Here is a 16272-nt window from a genome sequence, read left to right on the forward strand (position 1 = left end):
TGACGCCCCGAACCACCTCGCGCTCCCGGTCCCACCCGTCGCCAACGCGATGCCGCCGTCACCGCCGCAGTGCGCAGCGGCCCGAAGGAGCGCCCGTGCCCGCCGACTACTCATCCCCCACCGATGCACCCGCCTCGCCCGCCGATCACCGCACCACTCACGCCCTGGGGCCCTGGTCCGTGCGCTGCGAGGGCGACGAGGTCAGCGAGATCGCCTGGAACGGCACGGTGCTGCTGGATTCCGCGCGTCCCGCGCTGCGCGACCGCGACTGGGACACCGTGGCCCCTGAGGTCCTCGCGGAGGAGTGGTCCCGCGGCGCCGGTCCCTCCCTCACCCGCACCCTGCGCGTGCGCTACGTCGGCGCGGGCGGGGAGGCCACCGCCCTCTCGGTGCTGACGCTGACGCCCGAGCGCCTGAGCCTGCGCTTCACGGTCACGGCGGAGGCCCCGCTGACCACGAACCGCGTGGGGCTCACCGCGATGCTCCCGCGCGCCATGGCGGGCGATGACGCGGTCGTGACCACGACCCGCGGCGATCGACGGGACGTCCGCTTCCCGCGCCCGATCTCCCCGTGGCAGCCGCTGTTCGACATCCGCGCCCTGGACCTCGATCACGCCGGGGTGCGAGCGCGCCTGGAGCTGCTGGGCGACGTGTTCGAGATGGAGGACCAGCGGAACTGGACCGACGCGAGCTTCAAGATCTACTCGCGTCCGCTCGCCCTGCCCTTCCCCTACGAGGTCGGTGCGGGCGAGAGCATCACCCAGGAGATCACCCTGGTCCCCGAGCCCGCCGCGACGCGGGCGCAGCCCTCCCCGTCGCAGGCGCCGGCCGTCCCCGCGTCGACGCCGACCGCTGCGGCGCGGCCCTCTCCCCCGTCGGCGTCGGATCCGACCCCGCCCGCTCTCGCCGATCTCCTCACGGCCGCCTCCGCCTGCACGCTGCCGCGACTCGGCCTCGGCGCCACGACCGCGGCGGCCGACGTGCAGCGCGGCGGCCCGCTGCCGATCTCGGCCGCGGCCGGGTTCGACCATCTGATGGTCCAGGTCAGCGATCGGTTCGGGCCCGAGCGGGTGGTCGCGGCCGCTGCCGAGGAGTCCGCCGCGGCGGGCCTGCCCGTCGACCTGCGGATCATCGCCTCCGAGGCCACGGACGTGCCCGCGCTCCTCGATGCGGCAGGCGCCGCGGGTCTGCCCGTGCGCCGGATCGGGATCGTCGACGAGGAGCGCCACGTGACCACGGCCGGCCTCTGGGAGCGCCTGCGCGGCGCTTGCGCGGGCAGGAGCGCGGAGCTCGTCGCGGGCTCGCGCACCCACTTCACCGAGCTGAACCGCGAGATCCACGCGATCCCCGCGGCCGATCTCCTCTCCTTTCCCTCGACCCCGCAGATGCACATGCGCGAGAGCTGGCACGTGGCCGAGAGCGTCGCCGCCCTCGGGGACGTGCTCGCCTCGGCGCGGATGCTGCGGCCGACGGCTCGCCTGCACCTCGGCCCGCTCACGCTGCGTCCGCGCGTGAATGCGGTCGCGACGCAGGCCGAGCTCGTCGATCGGGCCGACGCCTCCGGCTGGGGCGCGCACCTGGTGCCCGGCAGCACGGATCCTCGCGGGCGCACGTCCTGGGCGGCCGCATGGACGGCCGCCGCTCTCGCGGAGGCCGCGCACGGCGGGGTCGAGAGCGTCACCCTGGGTGAGCTCGCCGGTCCCCGCGGCGTGCTCACCGGCGATGCCGGGGCTCCGCTGAGCCCGCTGGGCGAGCTGCTGGTCGCTCTCGCGCCCTGGTCGGGCCGGGAGGTGCGCGTGCTGCGCGGCCCCGGGGGCCCCGGCACCGCCCTGATCGCCCGCGGCGAGGAGGTCCTGCTGACCAACGCCCGCCTCGAGGACTGGGAGGCGGCGGCAGGCACGGTCGACGGGCAGGCGCTGCGCGTGCCGGCGGGCACCGTGCTCCGCGTCGCCCCCGCCGACGGGGCCGGGCCCGCCCCGCGCTCTTGATACCTTCACCTCATGCCCGCCTTCTCCGACAGCGCCTCCGACGCGATCGCATCGTCGCTGGCGGCCGTGCCCGCCGGCACCCCTGTCTCCGAGGTTGCCCGCCGGCTGCTGGAGCTCCTGACCGGCGGCGACGTCGCCCCCGGTACGCGCCTGCCCCCGGAGCGCCAGCTCTCGAGCGCGCTCGGCGTGGGCCGCTCGGCGGTGCGGGAGGCCCTGGCTGCCCTCGAGATCCTGGGGATCGTCGACGTGCGCCCCGGATCGGGCACCTACCTGCGCGGGTCCGCGAGTGACCTGCTCCCCCAGACCCTGCGCTGGGGCCTGATGATCGGCAAGCAGAACACCGACCAGCTCAACGAGCTGCGCGCGGGCCTCGAGAGCTATACGGCGCGCCTGGCGGCGGACAGGATCTCCGAGGAGCAGCTCGAGACGCTGCGCGGGAGCACCGCGACCATGGGCGAGAGCCTCGAGGACCTCAAGGCCTTCGTCGCGGCCGACGCCGCCTTCCACGAGGTGCTCGCCACCGCGGCCGACAACGCCATGCTCACCGACCTGCTGCAGGTCACCCGCAGTCTGCTGCGCGTGTACAACGACCGCGCCGTGCGCGACCGCGAGGACATGGAGGCCGCGCACGCGGAGCACGCGAAGATCCTCGCCGCCCTCGAGGAGGGCAACGGCGAGCGCGCCGCCTCGGCGATGGTCGCGCACATGGCGACCGCCCGCGACCGGATCCTCGAGGCCACCGAGGACTGAGGTCCGCGGGCCCTTAGGCGCCACCACCCATCCTTCTGCACGCTCCTTCCCTCCCGCCTTCGTCGCGCAACCGGTTGACCAATATGGGCTCTCGCGCCTACCCTGGAGCCATCACGACCGCGGGCGGTGCACCCTCCCCCGCGCCACGACGAGGTGAGGCGAGAGGTGACGCGAGTGGACCAGGCACGGAGCTCCGAGCACCGCACGGGCGAGCACCGCATGGACATCGGCATCGGCAGCTACGCCCTGTACTGGGAGGGCAGCGAGCGCAACCCCGACCGCCTCGGCATCGCGGACATGATCGACCGCGCCGCGCAGCTCGGCTGCGACGTCTTCCAGATCTGCGATGATCCGCGCATCGAGGACGCCGATGCGGACGAGCTCGCCGCCCTGCGCGAGCGCGCCGAGCGTCACGGCCTGCGCCTCGAGCTCGGCACCCGCACGATCGATCCCAACCACCTCGCCCGGTATCTCGCGATCGCCCGCGCCCTCGACGCGCGCGTGATGCGCTCGATGATCCAGACCCACGAGGTCACGGGCGGCATCGAGCAGGCGATCGCCGCCCTGCGCAGCACGCTCCCCCTGCTCGAGTCCGCGGGCATCGCCCTGGCGCTCGAGACCTACGAGCAGCTGCCCACCGAGGACCTGCTGCGGATCGTGCGCGCCCTGGACTCCCCGCTCGTGGGGATCTGCCTGGACCCCGGCAACTGCGTCTCCGCGCTCGAGCACCCGGACGACGTCATCGACGCCGCCGCGCCCTTCACCCTCGACCTGCACGTCAAGGACTTCCGCTTCGCCCGCCAGGAGGGCTGGGTGGGCTTCACCTTCTCCGGCGCCCGCATGGGCGAGGGCCTGCTGGACCTCGACCACGAGCTCGACGCCGTCTACCGCGAGGGCCGTCGGCCCGCCGCGATCGCCGAGCACTGGCTGCCCTGGCAGGGCGATGCCGAGACCACGATCGCGCGCGAGCGCGACTGGACCGAGGCGACCCTCGCCGCCCTGCGTGCGCGCCGCTGACCCGTCGGCCCGGTCCCATCGACCGACCCGTCGGCCAGCGCCGCTGACCACACGACCGCCCATTCATCCACCACCGACCAGGAGGACCCCATGACCACCACCGACAGCCGCGAGCTGAACCCGCTGAAGGGCAAGAAGGTCGAGCTCGATGCGAGCCTCACCGTCGCCGTCGTCGGCGCCGCCGGGAAGATGGGCACGCGCGTGTCCAACAACCTCAATCTCACCGACGCGACCATCCACTACTGCGAGTCCTCTCCCGCGGGCATCGAGCGCGTCGAGGCGCTGGGCCGCACCGTGAGCGACATCGACGAGGTCGCCGGCGAGTGCGACGTCGTCATCCTCGCCGTGCCCGACGTGGTCCTCGGGAAGGTCTCCGAGCAGGTCGTGCCGAAGATGAAGGAGGGCTCGGTCCTGCTCACCCTGGATCCGGCCGCCGCCTACGCCGGCCTGCTCGCCACCGAGGACGGCGTGCTGCAGGCGTGCGCGCACCCGGCGCACCCCTCGGTCTTCCTCGAGCGCACCACCCCCGAGGAGTGGGCGGACACCTTCGGCGGCATCGCCGCCCCGCAGGAGGTCGTCGCGGCCCTCGAGGGCGACGAGGAGGCGGCCGACGCCTCCGACGGCGAGCGCGCCGCCGCGAAGAAGCGCGTCGAGGACGTCATCCGCGCGATCTACGCCCCCGTGATCGACGTGCACTGGGTGAGCGTCAAGCAGCTCGCCCAGCTCGAGCCCACGCTCGTGGAGACCACCGGCTGCATGATCGGCCAGTTCCTCAAGGACTCGATGGACTATGCGATCAACGAGCAGGGCATCCCCGAGGACGCCGTGAAGGCGATCTTCTACGGCCACATCTTCATCTCGCTGACCAACGCCCTGCGCGGCTCCAACCCGTTCTCCGACGCCTGCCTGCTGGCGATGGACTACGGCCGCGAGTCGATCATCCGCGAGGACTGGCAGAAGATCTGGAAGGACTCCGAGCTCGACTCCGTCATCGCCAAGATGCTGAAGATCGACGCCGTGAAGCGCTGATCCGGTCGGATCGGCCGACGGACCCGGCTTCCGTCACAGCGAGGTCATGCCGCCGTCCACCCGGAAGATCGCGCCGGTGGCGAAGCTGGACTCCTCGCTCGCGAGGTAGACCATGATGCCGGTGACGTCCTCGGGGGTGCCCGCGCGCCCCAGCGGGGTGCGCCCGACGATGCCCTCGCGGGCACCCGGGTCCTCGGAGATCGTGGTGACCAGCGAGGTCTCGGTAAACCCAGGCACCACCGTGTTCACGCGGATGTTGTCGCCCGCGTAGGCCATCGCCGTCGCGCGCACGAGGGAGTGGATGCCGCCCTTCGTGGAGCTGTAGGCGGCGAAGTCGGCGCCCTCGCCGTTCAGGCCCGTGGGGCTGCCGGTGCAGATGATCGAGCCGCCGCCGCTCGCGAGCAGCGCGCGCACGCCGTGCTTGACGGTCAGGAAGGTGCCGGTGAGGTTCACCGCGAGGGTCCTGTTCCAGGCCTCGAGCGGCACGTCGGCCGTCTTCGCGTCCTGGCCGAACAGCTGCACGCCCGCGTTCGCGACGATGACGTCGGGCGAGGCGCCGCGCGCGGCGAGGTCCGCATAGGCCGCCTCGACGCTCTGCTCGTCGGAGACGTCCATGCGCACGGCCTGGGCGCCGGTCGCCCCGGCGGCCTCGCGGGCGGCCTGCTCGTCGATGTCGGCGTAGACCACGCGCGCGCCCTCCGCGGCGAAGCGGTCGGCGATCGCGCGGCCGATGCCGGAGCCGGCGCCCGTGACCAGGGCCGTCCTGCCGTCGAGACGCGGGGTGGTGGTGGTCATGGGTCCTCCATCGTCGGGGGTGCGGTCGGGCGGTCCGGTCGGCGGATCGGGGCGTCAGCGCCCGAATCAACCAACCGGTTCACCACTTAAGGTCAGGGTAGTGCGTCGCACACCCGGGAACCAGACCCGGACCGCGTCCACGCCCACTCCCCGCGCTCAGCCCCTGGCGCGCTCCGCGCCGATCCGCAGCAGCTCGAGATAGCCCTCGATGTTCCACGCGGTGCGGCCGACGAACAGGCCGGTGACGTTCTCGATGCCGAGCAGGTCGGCCGCGTTCTCGAGGTTCACGGACCCGCCGTAGAGCAGGCCCTTCACGCGGCTCGCGTACTCGGCACCGAGGGCCGCGAAGGGCTCCACGAGCTCCTCGACGGCGGCCGGGCGGCCCTTCTCGCCGATCGCCCAGATCGGCTCGTAGGCGATGACGACGCCCGCGAGCTGCTCCTCGGTGAGGCCCTCGAGGGCGCCGCGGGCCTGGTCGAGGATGAACTCGGCGGAGCCGCCGGCGTCCTTGACCTCGGCGCTCTCCCCGATGCACAGCAGCGGCGTGAGCCCGTGACGCAGGGAGGCGGCGACCTTGAGCCTCGTGGTCTCGTCGGTCTCCCCGAAGTGCTCGCGGCGCTCGGAGTGGCCGATCTCGACGATCTGCGCACCCGCGTCCTTCGCCTGCGGGACGGAGACCTCGCCGGTCCATGCGCCGGCGTCCTCCCAGTGCGCGTTCTGCACGCCCAGCAGCACCGGCGAGTCCTCGCCGAGCAGCTGCGCGACCGTCGTGGTGGCGGTGAAGGAGGGGATGACGAAGGGCTGGACACCCTCGGGGGCGCTGCCGTCCAGGTGCTCGCGAAGCGCCGTGGTCCACTCGCGGGCCTCCGCGAGGGTCTTGTTCATCTTCCAGCTGGTGCCGATCCAGAGGGTCTGCATGGGTGGAGGTTCCTCGCTGTTCGTGATGGTGCGGAGGCGGGTCCCGCCCGGCGGGAGACGGACCGCAATGACCCTATGAGCTGGTGAGCCCGTGCGCATCTCGAGTTCGAGAAGCGGTCAGCGCTTGCCCGGCAGCACGGCGCACACCCCCATCCGCGCAGCGCCGCCCCGAGGGGCGCGCGGTACCTCCAGCGGGCACGAGTGGCACCTCCAGTGGGGGCGAATGGCACCTCCAGTGGGACGAGTGGCACCTCCAGTGGGGACGAGTGGCACCTCCAGTGGGGACGAGTGGCACCTCCAGTGGGGGCGAATGGCGCGCCAGTGCGTTCATAGGGCGCTTTGACTGCACTGACGCGCCACTCGTTCCGGATCCCCGGCGCCCGCACGACCTCCTCGGGGAGCGCGCAGGCGACGAGAACGTGCGGACGTCGAGAGCGTGCGGGCCTCGAGGGCGCGAGCGTGACGAGAGCGCAAGGGACACGAGAGCGCAAGGGTGACGACACGCAGCGGGCGACGGGCCGGTGACGCAGCGATGACGTCGCGACACATGCTCGCGGCGATCCTATAGGTGGCGACCACCGCGCCCCCACCGCCCCGCTTGACATCGGCCACGGCGGAAGAAATCCTATAGGAACGTTCGTCGTGAAGGAGACCGAAGATGCTCACTGCCGAGTCCTGGCCGATCGCCGCCAACATGCTCTCGTTCGGCGCCACCGCGCCCGACGGCGGCCACATCAAGGATGCGCCCGCGAGCGTATGGGCCTCGCAGATGCGCCAGGCCCGCGACCTCGGCATCACCCAGATCGACCCGACCGACGCCTGGGTGCCGCTCGCCCGCCTGAGCGACGCGCGCGTCGAGGAGTTCCGCAGCACGCTGGACGACGCCGACCTCACCATCCCCTCGATCTCGATGACCCGCAGCTCGGTCGTCGACCGAGAGAAGGGCGAGGACTTCCTCGCCGAGGCCCACCGGCTGCTCGACATCGCCCCCAGCTTCGGGGCGAGCGTCGTGAACATCGGCTTCATGCAGTCCCTCACCCCCGCCCAGGCCGACGCCATCTGGTTCTGGCTCGAGGACGGCCATCACGACGATCCCGCGCTGCGCGATCTCGCGATCGAGCGCACCCGCGAGCTCGGCGACCACGCGAAGAAGAACGGTCTCCAGCTGAGCCTCGAGATGTACGAGGACACGTACGTGGGCACCCCCGAGGACGCCGTCGCGTTCCTGAAGGACGTCGACCACGAGGCCGTGGGCCTGAACCCCGACCTCGGCAACCTCGTGCGCCTGCACCGCCCGATGCCGCACCCCACCGACATGTACGAGACGGTGCTGCCGCACGCGAACTTCTGGCACATCAAGAACTACACGCGCGACGTCGACCCGGCGACCGGCGCGTACTCCTCGGCCCCCATGCCGCTGAAGTACGGCTACGTGAACTACCGCCAGGTCATCCGCCGTGCCCTCGAGCTCGGGTACACCGGGCCGTTCTGCTGCGAGCACTACGGCTCGGACTCCCTGGGCGTGATCGCCGAGAACATCCAGTACATCCGCCAGGTGCTCGCCTCCGCGCTCGCCTGAGCACGGTCCCGCCCCTGCGTCACCCCGCGTCACCCCACCTCTGCGAAGGAGCAGCAATGACCAGCACGTTCCCCGAGAGCCGCACCGCCGTCGTCACCGGGGCGGGCGCCCCGCGCGGCATCGGCCGCCACGTCGCCCGCGTCCTGACCGCCAACGGCTGGGACGTGGCCGTCCTGGACATCGACGAGGCCGCCGTGAAGGAGTTCGCGACCGAGCTCGCCGCCGAGTCCGGCCGCACCGTGGTCGGCATCGGCGTCGACATCTCCGACAAGGACTCCGTCGAGGCCGCCTTCGCGGTCATCGACCGCGAGCTGCCGCCGGTGCTCGCCGAGGTGAACCTCGCCGGCATCCCCAGCCCCCACACGATCTTCGAGCTCGACGACGCGATCTGGGACCGCGTCATGGACGTCAACGCCAAGGGCACCCTGTTCATGATGCAGGCCGCGGCGACCCGCATGATCGACGGCGGCCACGGCGGCCGCATCGTCAACACCTCCTCGATCACCGCCTACGACGGCGGCGGCACCTTCTCCAAGACCGGCTACGCGGCGGCGAAGGCCGCCGTGCTGGGCCTGACCCGCGGCGGCGCCCGCGAGCTCGGGAAGCACGGCATCACCTGCAACGCGATCGTCCCCGGCCCCATCGACACCGACATCATGGGCGGCACCCTGACCGACGAGCGCAAGGCCGGGATGTCCTCCGACATCCCCCTGCAGCGCGTGGGCCAGCCCCAGGAGGTCGCCGGCCTCATCAAGTTCCTGGTCAGCGAGGATTCGAGCTTCGTCAACGGGGACGCCGTCTTCGTCGACGGCGGCAAGCACATGGTCTGACCCCACCCCCGTCGGCCGGGCGCGCGCGACCCCTGCAGCACCTGCCGTGCGCGCCCGGCCGGCCCCCTCCTGCACGTCCTGAGGAGCCTTACGTGACGACGACGTCATCCCCCTCCGGCAACGGTCCGGAGCAGTCCACCGCGCCGGCCGACCCCCGGTCCGTGCGCACCGCCCGTCCCGCGCGCAACGCCCGTCCCGCGCGCAACGCCCGTCCCGCGCGCACCGCCCGTTCCGCGCGCACTGTCGACGAGGCGGAGGAGCTCGCCTTCTCCCCCGAGGTCGCCTCTGCGACCCGCAAGGCCCGCTGGCGCCTGCTGCCCTTCCTCATGCTCATGTTCGTGATCGCGTTCATCGATCGCTCGAACATCGGCTTCGCCGAGGAGTCCCTCGAGGCCCACGCCGGCCTCGGCGCCGCGGCCTACGCCTTCGGGGCGGGGCTGTTCTTCATCGGCTACGCCGTGTTCGAGGTGCCCTCGAACCTGATCATGCACAGGGTCGGGGCGCGCTGGTGGATGGCGCGGATCATGGTCTCCTGGGGCGTGGTCGCCGGACTGTTCATGTTCACGACCGGCCCGGTCATGTTCTACGTGCTGCGCTTCCTGCTGGGCGTCGCCGAGGCCGGCTTCTTCCCGGGCGTGATCCTCTACCTCACCTACTGGTTCCCGCGGCGCACGCGCGGCCAGGCCACCGCCCTGTTCTACCTGGGGCTTCCGATCGCGAACGTGGTGGGCGGGCCGCTGTCCGGAGGGCTCCTGGAGCTCGACGGCGCGCTCGGGCTGCACGGCTTCCAGTGGATGTTCCTGCTCGAGGGCCTGCTCGCGGTGATCGTGGGCGTGGTCGCGATCTTCGCGCTCACCGACCGCCCCGCCCGCGCCCGCTGGCTCAGCGCAGGCGAGCGCGAGGCGCTCGAGGGAGTCCTCGCCGCCGAGGCGGAGACCAAGGAGCAGGTCGCCAAGCTCTCCTGGTGGAAGGCCCTGCTGAACCCGCGGGTGCTCTACTTCGCCCTCATCTACCTCACCATCCAGGTCGCCGTGTACGGCCTGACGTTCTTCCTGCCCGCGCAGGTCGCCAGCATCACCGGCCGCGAGGTCGGCTTCCTGGTGGGGCTGCTGGTCGCGATCCCGTGGCTGTGCGCGCTGGTCGTGAACCTGTTCGTGGGCCGCTGGGCGGACCGCCGCGCCGCCTACCGCTCCACCGCGACGCTCATGCTCGCGCTCTCGGGCGTGGGTCTGGGCGCGAGCGCCTTCCTCAGCCAGCCCGTGCTGGCGATGGCGGCGCTGTGCCTGGCCGCGATCGGCTTCGTCTCCGCGCAGCCGATCTTCTGGAACATCCCCACCGGCTATCTCTCCGGCGCCGCCATGGCGGCGGGCGTCGGCCTCATCAACGGGCTCGGGAACCTGGGCGGCTTCATCGCCCCGAACCTGCGCTCCTGGATGGTGACCGCGTTCGACAGCGAGGCCGCCGGCCTCGTCATGCTCGCGATCGCCCCCTTCGTCGGCGCCCTCCTGGTCGCCGGCACCGCCCTGTTCGAGCGGCGCGACGGCGCCGAGCGCACGGGGGAAGCCGCCGCCTGACGGCGGTGCCGCCCGTCGGCCGACGGGCCCGTCCCGGGCCGACCGGTCTCGGGCCGCCGACCCGTCGCGGGCCGACCGGTCCCGGGACGACGCGACCCCGCCGTCGGCCCCTCCCCGCGGAGCACCGCCGCTCCGCCCTCTCCCCGAGAAGGTCACCATGAGCCTCGACGCCGAGGACGCCCGCCGCGCGCGGGACCACCGGAAAGTCCGCAACCTCCGCTACTTCGTGCTGATCTGGCTGCTGCTCGCCGGGGTCCTGAACTACATGGACCGCGCATCGGTCTCGATCGCCGCACCCCACATGATCGACGAGCTCGGCCTCGCCCAGACCGACATCGGCCTCATGGGCAGCGTGTTCTCCTGGACCTACGCGATCTGCCAGCTGCCGGTGGGGTACCTGATCGACAAGGTGGGGCCGCGGCGCATGTACTTCCTGGCCGTGGGCATCTGGTCGATCGCCTCCGCGCTCATGGCCGCCGGCCACACGCTGGGCCACTTCCTGCTGTTCCGCGTGCTGCTGGGCATCGGCGAGTCCCCGAACTCGCCCAACAGCTCGAAGATCTCCACCCACTGGTTCCCCCGCTCCGAGCGCGGGCAGGCCGCGGGGATCTGGGACTCGGGATCGAAGTGGGGCTCGGCGATCGCGCCGCCCGTGCTCACGGTGCTCATGCTCGCCTTCGGCTGGCGCGCGATGTTCCTGGCCCTGGGCGTCGCCGGCATCATCCTCGCCGCCGCCTTCTGGGCGTTCTACCGCTCCCCCGAGGACGCCAAGCACCTCTCGGACGAGGAGTACCGGCACATCCTCGCCGGCCGCGACACCGCCGAGGCGGCCGACGCCGTGAAGATCCCCTGGCTGAAGCTGTTCACCTTCCGCCAGACCTGGGGCATGATGCTCGGCTTCTTCACCTCGATCTGGATCTGGAACATCTTCATCACCTTCCTGCCGCTGTTCCTCCAGCACTCCCTGGGCGTCTCCATCGCCGGGACCGGCACCGTCGCGGCGATCCCGTACGTGGTCGCCGCGCTCGGCGCGATCTTCGGCGGGCGCATCACCCTGATCCTGGCGCGGCGCGGACGCAGCCCGCTCGCCTCGAAGAGGGTCGTGCTGGTGATCGCCTCGCTCGCGATCGGCGTGCTGCTCTGCCTGGTGCCGCTGGTCCACAACCTCGCCCTGGCACTGGTCGTCCTGAGCCTCGCCCTGGGCCTCATCGCCCTCGTGCAGGCGCAGGCCTGGGCCGTGACCTCGGACATCGTGCCCGACGCCTACGCGGCCCGGTTCGGGGGCATCATGAACTTCGGCGGCTACTTCGGCGGCGCGCTCGCCCCGGTGATCACCGGCATGGTGTTCGACGCGACCGGCAGCTACTCGCCCTCGTTCGTGCTCGCCGGCGTCATCGCGGCCTGCGGCGCCCTGTTCTTCGGGCTGCTGATCCGGCGGCCGATCCCGCAGCGCGAGGCGGCCGAGGCGGTCGCCCCGTGACAACGCACCCCACGCACCCCACGCACCCCACGCACCAGAGGAGGCTCCCATGAGCAGCGCACCCTGGCGTCTCGCCGTCGCCGCCGAGGGCATCGACGCATCCGGCCGCACCATCCACGGCGACATCGGCCTGGGCTCGCTCGCCGAGCACGGTATCGACTGGTCCCCGATCGACGTCGCCCAGCAGGAGCTCACGGCCGAGGCGCTGCGCGGCTTCGACGCGGTGCTGCTGATGGGCGAGTCCCCCTTCGGCGAGGAGCAGCTGGGCGAGGACACCACGATCAAGCACGTCGCCCGCTTCGGGGCGGGCTTCGACCAGGTCGACCTCGAGGCGTGCGCCCGCCGCGGGATCCCGGTGACCAACGCACCGACGGGCCTGCGCGTGCCGATGGCCCACGCCGCGCTGACCCTGCTGTTCGCCCTCGCCCACCACCTCGTCCCCAAGTCGCAGCTGGTGCGCACGGGCCGCTGGGACCAGCGCGCCGGGCTGCGCGGCCGCGGGCTCGCGAGCTCGACGATCGGCGTCGTGGGCCTCGGCGGCATCGGCCGCGAGACCGTGCGCCTGCTGCGCGGGCTCGGCCTCGAGGTGATCGCGTACAACCGCACGCCCCGCCCCGAGTTCTGCGCCGAGCAGGGCATCGAGCAGGTCGAGCTCGCGGAGCTGCTGCGCCGCAGCGATTTCGCGATCCTCACCGTCTCCTCGAACGCGCAGACCCGCCACCTGATCGGCGCCCGGGAGCTCGAGCAGCTCGGGGCCGACGGGCACCTGGTCAACGTCGCCCGCGGAGCGGTCGTCGACGAGCAGGCGCTCGTCGAGGCGCTGCGCGAGGGCATCATCGCCGGGGCCGCCCTCGACGTCTTCGAGACCGAACCGCTGCCGACCTCGAGCCCGCTGCTCGAGTTCGACAACGTGCTGCTCACCCCCCACTCCCTGTGCTGGACCGCAGACTTCACCGCCGCCACCGGCGCCGAGGCCCTCGGCGAGGTGATCGCCGTGGCCGAGGGCCGCGAGCCCGCGCACCGGGTGAACGACCCGCACGGCGCCTGACCCGCTCGAACCATCCGACCCGAACGATCCGCCCGACCCGAGGAGCCCGTCGGCCCGCCGTGCGCCGCCCGGCCCGAGGACATCGCCCGACCCGAGGAGGAGACATGCCCGAGAACCCGCTGTCCGGAGCCGTCGAGTTCGCCAAGATGATCGCCGCAGGCGGTCTGCGCGTCGATCCCGTCGAGTCAGCCCCGTCGGTCGAGGACTTCCGCGCCCTCGCCCGCCGGCGCCTGCCGAAGATGGCCTTCGACATCATCGACGGCGCCTCGAACCACGAGATCACGAAGTCCGTGAACGAGGAGGATCTGCGCCGCGTGAGGTTCCGCCCGCGCTGGCTCACCGACATCTCCCACGTCGGCATCACCACCGAGGTCGACGGCATGGAGCTCGCCCGCCCCTACGTGCTGGGCCCGCTGGGCCTGCAGCGCATGATCGGCGGCACCGGCGAGCTGCCCGCCGTGCGGGCCGCCGGGAAGGCGGGCATCCCCTTCACGATCTCCACGGCCTCGAACTGGTCGATGGAGGAGATCGCCGACGCCGCGACCGGGCCGCTCTGGTACCAGCTGTACATGTACAAGAGCGAGCGGATCGTCACCAACCTGATCCAGCGCGCGAAGGCCATCGGCGCCGAGGCCCTCGTGGTCACCGTCGACGTCCCGCTGAACGGCAAGCGCTACCGCGACCACCGCAACGGCATGTCGATCCCGCCCAAGGTCACCGTGAGCAACGCCCTGGAGGCCGTGCGGCACCTGGACTGGACGCTCGCGGTCATGCGCCCGCCGACCATCGGCTTCCGCAACCTCGTGGGCGAGATCCAGGGAGACAACGCCGTCTCGCACCAGGAGTTCGTCGCGAAGTACCTCGCGAACCTCACCCTGACCTGGGAGAACATCGAGGACGTGCGCCGGCAGTGGGACGGTCCGCTGTACATCAAGGGGATCCTCACGCCCGAGGACGCCCAGCGGGCCCGGAACGTCGGCGCGCAGGGCATCTATGTGTCCAACCACGGCGGACGCCAGCTCGACTCCTCGCCGAGCACCATCAGCGTGCTGCCGAGCATCGTGGACGCCGTGGGCGAGGACATGACCGTCGTCTTCGACTCCGGCGTGCGCACGGGCGACGACATCGCCAAGGCCCTCGCCGTCGGCGCGGACCTCGTCTCCGTGGGCCGTGCCTGGGGCTACGCGAACGCCGCCGCCGGAGAGCGCGGCGTCACCCGCGTCATCGACATCCTCGACGAGGAGCTCGCGCTCGCCATGGGCCAGCTGGGCGCGACCAGCATCGGAGCGCTGGACCGCGGGTTCGTGGACTACCCCGAGGCGTGGCACGGGGTCGGGCTGCATCGGGAGCCGGAGGGCGGGGCGTCTGCTGGGCCGACGAGCGGAGGCCAGGTCGGGCCGACGGGCGGGGGCGCCTCGTCCGACGACGGGTCGGGCTCATGACCGCGAGGTCCCTCGCCGACGAGGCGCGCGTGCAGGACCTCACCGCCCTGGTCACCGGCGCCGCCTCGGCCCGCGGCATCGGGCGCGGGGTCGCCCTGCGGCTCGCGCGCGAGGGCCGCCCGCTCGCTCTCGTCGACCTCGACGCGGAGGGTCTGGCCGACGTGGCCGAGCGGGCGCGGGCGGCCGGCGCTCCGATCGTCGTCACCGCGCAGGCCGACATCGCCGACGAGGCGAGCGTGGATGCCGCGATCACCCGCTGCGAGGCCGGGGCGCCACCGATCGGGACGCTCGTCAGCTGCGCCGGGATCGCGAACCCGACGTCGTTCCTCGACGTGACCTCGGCGGGCTTCCACCGCACCCTCGCCATCAACGTCGGCGGGGCCTTCCACCTGTGCCACCGCGTGCTGCCGACCATGCTCGACCAGCAGCTGGGCCGGATCGTTGCGATCTCGTCGACCGCCGGGCAGGACGGCGGGGGCAACTTCTCCAAGACCGCCTATGCGGCCTCGAAGGCTGGGCTCGAGGGTCTCGTGCGCGGCCTCGCCAAGGAGACCGCCGGGACCGGCGTGACGGTCAACGCGATCGCGCCCGCGAACATCGACACGGACATCATGGGCGGTCCGCTCGAGGGCGCCCGCCGCGAGGAGTTCATCGCGCGGACGCCCGTGGGGCGCCTGGGAACGGTCGACGAGCTGGCCGCGCTGGTCTCCTTCCTCACCGGGCCCTCGGGCGGGTTCACGACCGGTTCGACGTACAACCTCAACGGCGGGATGCGCGTCGGCTAGGACGTCGCGGCCACGGCCTCGGCCTCCGTCGGCTCGTCATCGGCCTCCGGGTCATCGAGCGAGTTGTTTCTGCGCAGCACCCAGGCCGCGATCAGGGGCGCGGTGATCGCCGAGATCAGCACGGCGGTCGCGATCTGCACCGTCGCGACGCCCACGAAGGGCTCGAAGCGGGGGTCCGCCGCGGCGACGATCGCGGGTGTCGCCAGGGAGTTGCCTGCGGTGGTGCCCGCGACGAAGCCGATCCCGGAGCGCCGCCCGCGACGCAGCAGGAAGCGGTAGGCGAGGTAGGTGAGTCCGCCGGTGAACGGGGTGACGACCAGGCCCAAGAGGATCCCCGTCACGCCGCCGGTGAGCACCGCGGACAGGTCGATCCCCGTGCCCAGCCCGAAGGCGAAGAACGGGATCACGATGTTGGGCACGGGCCGCATGACCTCGGCCCATCGGTGGTCGATGTTGCCGACCACGATGCCCAGGATCAGAGGGATCACCGCGGCGGCGAACGCCTCGAGAGGGATCGAGCCGAGCCCGGCCGCGCCGATGAACAGCATCGTGAAGAAGGGACCGTCGTTCAGGGCGGAGGCGACGTAGGCGCCGCGATCGGTGCGCGTCCCGTACTTGCCGGTGAAGGCGATCCAGACCCCGCCGTTGGAGTTGTCGAAGGTCGCCAGCATCGCCAAGATCGAGATCCCCAGGATCCCCTGGATGCCGACCAGCGACCCCAGCGCGACCACGAGGAGGCCGGGGATCAGGCTCTTGGCCAGCAGGATCGCGCCCGTGGTGCCGGCGACAGGGCCGATCGAGCGCGGGGTGATCTGCATGCCCGTCGCGAAGATGACCAGGGCCATCATCGGCATCGGGGTCGCGAACAGGGCGGTGGTGAAGCTTCCGATCTCGAGGAACCCGGGGGCGAGCGTGCCCACGACCGCGCCGAGGATCAGCGGGATCACCATGAGACCGCCGGGGATCCTGTCGAGGGTGCCGTAGATGGGCGAACGCAGACGCTGCCCGTTCGTCGTCGATGAGGTCATCAGATCTGC

Annotated in this window: 14 protein-coding genes; 11 read left to right on the forward strand and 3 right to left on the reverse strand. The window is 72.2% G+C overall.

From position 1 onward, the window contains the following. Window positions 1–95 precede the first annotated feature (95 nt). The 4 genes from FHG10_RS16725 to FHG10_RS16740 all read left to right on the forward strand — a co-directional run bounded on the left by FHG10_RS16725 (window position 96) and on the right by FHG10_RS16740 (window position 4784). Window positions 96–1988, forward strand: coding sequence for a hypothetical protein (locus tag FHG10_RS16725; RefSeq protein ID WP_152354504.1), 1893 nt, complete (start codon window positions 96–98; stop codon window positions 1986–1988). Window positions 1989–2000: 12 nt separating this feature from the next. Next, window positions 2001–2738 carry a FadR/GntR family transcriptional regulator gene (locus FHG10_RS16730; RefSeq protein ID WP_152354505.1) on the forward strand — a complete coding sequence of 246 codons (738 nt, stop codon included), beginning with the start codon at window positions 2001–2003 and terminating at the stop codon, window positions 2736–2738. 174 nt (window positions 2739–2912) lie between these two features. After that, window positions 2913–3755, forward strand: coding sequence for a sugar phosphate isomerase/epimerase family protein (locus FHG10_RS16735; protein ID WP_152354506.1), 843 nt, complete (start codon window positions 2913–2915; stop codon window positions 3753–3755). Window positions 3756–3845: 90 nt separating this feature from the next. Beyond that, window positions 3846–4784: a phosphogluconate dehydrogenase C-terminal domain-containing protein gene (locus FHG10_RS16740; RefSeq protein WP_152354507.1), complete on the forward strand. Its 939-nt coding sequence runs from the start codon at window positions 3846–3848 to the stop codon at window positions 4782–4784. Between the two features lie 33 nt (window positions 4785–4817). Here the strand turns inward: FHG10_RS16740 and FHG10_RS16745 are convergent, their stop codons facing one another. Both FHG10_RS16745 and FHG10_RS16750 read right to left on the reverse strand, forming a co-directional pair. Then, a complete protein-coding gene (locus tag FHG10_RS16745) occupies window positions 4818–5579 on the reverse strand; it encodes an SDR family NAD(P)-dependent oxidoreductase (protein ID WP_152354508.1) in 762 nt (253 codons plus the stop codon). Window positions 5580–5735: 156 nt separating this feature from the next. Beyond that, entirely contained in the window at window positions 5736–6497 is a 762-nt protein-coding gene (locus FHG10_RS16750) for a triose-phosphate isomerase (RefSeq protein WP_152354509.1), read from the reverse strand. Between the two features lie 658 nt (window positions 6498–7155). Between FHG10_RS16750 and FHG10_RS16755 the strand changes: the two genes are divergently transcribed. The 7 genes from FHG10_RS16755 (at window position 7156) to FHG10_RS16790 (ending at window position 15235) form a co-directional block, all read left to right on the forward strand. Continuing rightward, entirely contained in the window at window positions 7156–8076 is a 921-nt protein-coding gene (locus FHG10_RS16755; RefSeq protein ID WP_152354510.1) for a sugar phosphate isomerase/epimerase family protein, read from the forward strand. Window positions 8077–8132: 56 nt separating this feature from the next. Then, window positions 8133–8906 (forward strand): SDR family NAD(P)-dependent oxidoreductase, encoded by a 774-nt coding sequence (locus tag FHG10_RS16760; RefSeq protein WP_152354511.1) that lies wholly within the window; start codon window positions 8133–8135, stop codon window positions 8904–8906. Between the two features lie 92 nt (window positions 8907–8998). Then, entirely contained in the window at window positions 8999–10480 is a 1482-nt protein-coding gene (locus tag FHG10_RS16770) for an MFS transporter (protein ID WP_227488342.1), read from the forward strand. 157 nt (window positions 10481–10637) lie between these two features. Continuing rightward, window positions 10638–11960: an MFS transporter gene (locus FHG10_RS16775; RefSeq protein ID WP_152354513.1), complete on the forward strand. Its 1323-nt coding sequence runs from the start codon at window positions 10638–10640 to the stop codon at window positions 11958–11960. A 49-nt stretch (window positions 11961–12009) separates the two neighbouring features. Then, entirely contained in the window at window positions 12010–13008 is a 999-nt protein-coding gene (locus FHG10_RS16780; RefSeq protein ID WP_152354514.1) for a 2-hydroxyacid dehydrogenase, read from the forward strand. Between the two features lie 104 nt (window positions 13009–13112). Continuing rightward, entirely contained in the window at window positions 13113–14450 is a 1338-nt protein-coding gene (locus FHG10_RS16785) for an alpha-hydroxy acid oxidase (RefSeq protein WP_152354515.1), read from the forward strand. Continuing rightward, window positions 14447–15235, forward strand: a complete 789-nt coding sequence (locus tag FHG10_RS16790) for an SDR family NAD(P)-dependent oxidoreductase (RefSeq protein WP_152354516.1) — start codon at window positions 14447–14449, stop codon at window positions 15233–15235. Before FHG10_RS16785 ends, FHG10_RS16790 begins: the two co-directional genes overlap by 4 nt. On the opposite strand, the gene FHG10_RS16795 is transcribed toward FHG10_RS16790, so the two are convergent. Continuing rightward, a complete protein-coding gene (locus FHG10_RS16795) occupies window positions 15232–16263 on the reverse strand; it encodes a 2-keto-3-deoxygluconate permease (protein WP_152354517.1) in 1032 nt (343 codons plus the stop codon). The genes FHG10_RS16790 and FHG10_RS16795 overlap by 4 nt on opposite strands. Window positions 16264–16272 lie beyond the last annotated feature (9 nt).

The sequence above is a fragment of the Brachybacterium subflavum genome, assembly GCF_009299795.1.
Lineage (GTDB): Bacteria > Actinomycetota > Actinomycetes > Actinomycetales > Dermabacteraceae > Brachybacterium > Brachybacterium subflavum.